The organism is Streptomyces sp. NPDC059256 (assembly GCF_042753785.1).
Taxonomy (GTDB): Bacteria; Actinomycetota; Actinomycetes; order Streptomycetales; family Streptomycetaceae; genus Streptomyces.
The window spans coordinates 1-3,861 of the sequence record NZ_JBHYZO010000049.1 but is presented as its reverse complement, the minus strand read 5'-3'; the positions used below and the strand labels follow the sequence as shown (position 1 = coordinate 3,861).

The following is a 3,861-nucleotide window of genomic DNA, read 5'->3' as shown; positions in this document are numbered from 1 at the left end:
TCCCTGCATCCATCATACTGGGTCAAATCATGTTAGAATCAGGCGGTTCAAACCCGGGCGGATTGTCCGGGCTTGCCTACTACTCTAAGAACCTATTTGGAATAAAGGGAAGAGGTACAGCAGGAAGTGCCACGATGGGTACGACCGAAGTATATAACGGTAAGACCTATCACGTGAAGGATGGCTTTGCAAAGTACAACAGCTATCAAGATTCCATACGCGCCCACGCGGAACTATTATCCAAGCCGCGTTATGCGTCAAAGCTGAAGAACGCAAAAAGCGTTGAGGACTATGCGAAGGGAATCAAAGCTGGAGGGTATGCAACAGACCCTAACTATGTAAATAAGCTTCTCGGCATTATCAGCAGTAACAACCTTCACCAGTACGATGATAAGGACATTACATTCAAAGGAACGTCAGGAGCCGGGGCGACAGGTGGGGATTCTTCATCTTCAGGCACTGACGACAAATCATATTTATCAAATATCATGTTCGGCGTGTTCAGATGGTCTCTTATTCTCGGGCTTGCTATCATTGCAATCGTGTTCTTTATGAAAGCCTTCCCAGCAGTCGGAGACGTTGCGAAAGGTACAGCATCCACCGCAATGGATTTTGTTCCGGGTGGTCGTGCTGTCAAATCTGTTTCTAAGGGAGCCAAAGCCATTAAGAAAGGACGCAGCGCGTCAAACCACATCAAGAAAGCCGCTACAATAGCAAAAGGAGTGAACAAGAATGCCGGAACTAGTCAAACAGCCGGGGGATGACCATAAAAAGAGTACATGGCGTGAACAGACCGTCACCATGCTACCGGGCGACATTACAACGGTTTATTTTGACGACACAAAGCCGAACCATTCAGCCATAACAAATAACACAAGTCAGATCGTGTACGTACACGAGCGCCCGAGCGTGTCGCCTAACAATTATCTTTTAGCCGTAGCGCCGGGGTCAACAAAGCTTTTGGCGCGACCGCTCGGCTATCACACAATCTACCTTGACGCCGCGATCGTGCAGCCCGAAAAAGTCCGGGTCGAATCTTGGATTGAGAAATTTACAGCGTCATCTATACCACAGTCCATTGACACCGTTCAGCTTGGGCAGATGACAGGAACCGTAGATATATCAGCGTTACCGCCGCTTGCGGCAGGCGACAAGCATATTGGGAGTGTTGAGATAGATAAGCCTGTCACACTCGGCGGGTCTTCTATCCCGGCGACACAACCTGTACCAACTCGGGAAGCCGGAATGAATGACTTTAGGGTTGGTGGGGTGAGTGTAGGCGTCACGCCTGTAATGGCAAAGTCAGGTTCTAGCAAACTGACAAACCGCCGAGAGTTGACGATCTACCCGCCTAACTCGGGTGTCATTTATTGGGGTAAGCAGGGTGTCGAGACGACTACAGGTGCGCCGCTCACGTCTAACGACAGCCCGCTAACATTTAAGGTTCATAGCCAAAGCCCTGACGTGTACCTAGTCGCTGATACTGAGACAGTCGTCACAATCGTGGAGGTGTCCTAATTGATTGAACTCGGGTCAAGGCGGACGCCGCCCTATGATGATACAGGCGTCAAAACAAGTATTTCAGATTTAAAAGACAAGATGGCAAAGCTTCAGGACACCGTTGACCATATGGACGTGTCAGATGAGATAAAGAACGATATTCTGACGCTTCAGCAAAAAGTCCAAGCGTTAGAGGATACCGCGGACGGTGGGTCAACTGGTGCAACTGACCAACAAATTCAAAGTATGAAGGCTGACGTTGATTCATTCGGCCGAGTCTTGGACGCTCATGTAAAGGACACGACCAAACACGTATCGTCTGAAGACCGTACCAAGTGGGACGGTATGAGTGACAGGGTGACGACATCAGAAACAAACCTGAAGAACCATATCGCAAATGCTAAACCTCACGTCTCGGATTCTGAACGTTTGAAATGGAATCAAGCTGCTACGGATGCGACACAGCTGCAAAAGGATTTACAGACAACGAATCTATCGCTTCAGGATGTTATCGGGGTTCAAAACTTCTCACAGAAATATGCATTAACGGATGCTGAAGGAATGCGGAAACGGTTGGCTTCAGCTGACAGCATATTCACCGCACCACCCGGTTTTTATTATGGGACAGGATGGAATCAACTACCGTTACCGGGTGACGCTTCTTGGTACTATCTCGACATTCTACCAGCGCCAAACGGTCTGCGGAAATTGGTTCTGACACGTTCCTATGATAATACGTCATGGATTGGTGTTATACACACTGACAATGTATTCAGGGGTTGGCGACAGCTGTTTACACAAAATGATTTTATGGCGCTCACATGGTATAACCTTCCGTTATTGAATGGAGCAAAGGCGTCAGGAAGAACACCGCAGTATACCCGCTGGGGAAACATCCTCATGCTAAAAGGTGACGTGGCGTGTGACCTCGGCGTTGACTTTGCACAATTGCCCGCGTCATATTCACCGTCAGACAAAAAGGCGGTCATGGCAACAGCATACGGAACGACAGGCTTCACAAAATTTTATATCAACACTGACGGTAAACTGGCGTTTGTCGGCTTTTCAGGAAACAATCAGTCCGCCGTGTCCAGTTGGTCATTAGACGCGGCAGTGCCTTACTAGGAGGGTTGGAGCAATGGAAATGATACAAGTATTCGTATATGATTCGGATTTCATCTTCGACTATCCTGAAATTGTTCCGGCTGATTCCGTACCGGATAATGCGACAACCGTACAGCCGCCGGGATATTGGCGGGCGCAATTTCAGAAGGATAGAAAACTATGGATTGAATCCGCTTCAGACGAACAAATAAATGAAATGAGACAACAAATGAGGGAGAGTGTAAAAGAATGAGTTTCATGGAGAATGTTGCAAGTGAAGCACAAAAATTATACGGTGTAAGTCGAGTTTTACCTTCAGTTATCACAGCACAAGCCATACATGAGTCAAATTGGGGCAAATCCGGGCTTGCTACGCGTGCAAATAACCTGTTTGGTATAAAAGGTATCGGGAACGCTGGAACCGTTCATATGGGCACGTGGGAGGTTTTAAACGGGGTCGATAAAACAATCAAAGCAGGGTTCCGGGCGTATAAGTCTGTTCGCGATTCTATCATAGACCTTGTGAACCTCTATAACCGTCTTGACCGTTATAAGGCTGTTGTCGGGGAAACGAACTATGTACAAGCTTGTGCCGCCATCCAAAAGGGTGGATATGCGACAGACCCGAACTATGCGAAGAAGCTTATCGCCACAATCGAAGCCCACGGGCTGACGAAATACGATAAGGTCGGGAACAAAGCCGCAGTGAAGGCGAAACCTGCCAAGTCGTCCGGCTCGACATATACCGTTAAGGCGGGTGACACATTGACAGCAATTGCAAAGAAATATAATACGTCAGTGAAGGAGTTGGCGAAAGTGAACGGTATTAAAGATGTTAATATGATTCGTGTTGGTCAAGTCCTGAAGGTATCAGGAGCCGCACCATCCGGCGGTACATTCTACACCGTAAAGGCGGGCGACAACCTGACGAAAATTGGTAAGAAATTCGGTGTGTCCGTTAAGACATTGACCACAGTTAATCGTATCCCGGATGCGAATAAGATTTATGTCGGTCAACGGTTAAGGGTGAAATAATTTACAATATATACTAACATTTGTTAAAATTAAGTAGAATAGGAGCCGCGGAAGACTTCTATTCTATCTGTAACAATAGAGTCACGCCCGAGACACAACCCGCTGGAAAAATATCCGGCGGGATTTTTTATTATTGACAGTTCCCGGGTGACATGTTAATTAGCACAGAAATGTGGGATTGTCAAGGAAAATCAGTGAATTTAGCGGCAAGAATCGTACCTC

Annotated in this window: 5 protein-coding genes; all 5 read left to right on the top strand. The window is 47.3% G+C overall.

Annotated features, from left to right (window positions below; all coding sequences use genetic code 11):
- Positions 1-764 (top strand): glycoside hydrolase family 73 protein (locus ACFXJL_RS34720; RefSeq protein WP_377415877.1); only part of this gene is annotated, 764 nt, incomplete at its 5' end.
- Positions 733-1,518 (top strand): hypothetical protein, encoded by a 786-nt coding sequence (locus tag ACFXJL_RS34715; RefSeq protein ID WP_376642735.1) that lies wholly within the window; start codon positions 733-735, stop codon positions 1,516-1,518. The genes ACFXJL_RS34720 and ACFXJL_RS34715, both read left to right, overlap by 32 nt.
- On the top strand, positions 1,519-2,625 hold the full coding sequence (locus tag ACFXJL_RS34710) for a hypothetical protein (RefSeq protein WP_376642734.1): 1,107 nt from the start codon (positions 1,519-1,521) through the stop codon (positions 2,623-2,625). It begins immediately after the preceding gene.
- Positions 2,626-2,638: 13 nt separating this feature from the next.
- On the top strand, positions 2,639-2,857 hold the full coding sequence (locus ACFXJL_RS34705) for a hypothetical protein (RefSeq protein WP_376642732.1): 219 nt from the start codon (positions 2,639-2,641) through the stop codon (positions 2,855-2,857).
- Positions 2,858-2,862: 5 nt separating this feature from the next.
- Complete coding sequence (locus ACFXJL_RS34700; protein WP_376642730.1) at positions 2,863-3,639, top strand: glucosaminidase domain-containing protein; 777 nt, start codon at positions 2,863-2,865, stop codon at positions 3,637-3,639.
- Positions 3,640-3,861 lie beyond the last annotated feature (222 nt).

Coding starts and splice junctions, on each gene's coding strand:
- ACFXJL_RS34715 (WP_376642735.1), top strand. CDS start 733: ATGCCGGAACTAGTCAAACAGCCGGGGGATGACCATAAAAAGAGTACA.
- ACFXJL_RS34705 (WP_376642732.1), top strand. CDS start 2,639: ATGGAAATGATACAAGTATTCGTATATGATTCGGATTTCATCTTCGAC.
- ACFXJL_RS34700 (WP_376642730.1), top strand. CDS start 2,863: ATGGAGAATGTTGCAAGTGAAGCACAAAAATTATACGGTGTAAGTCGA.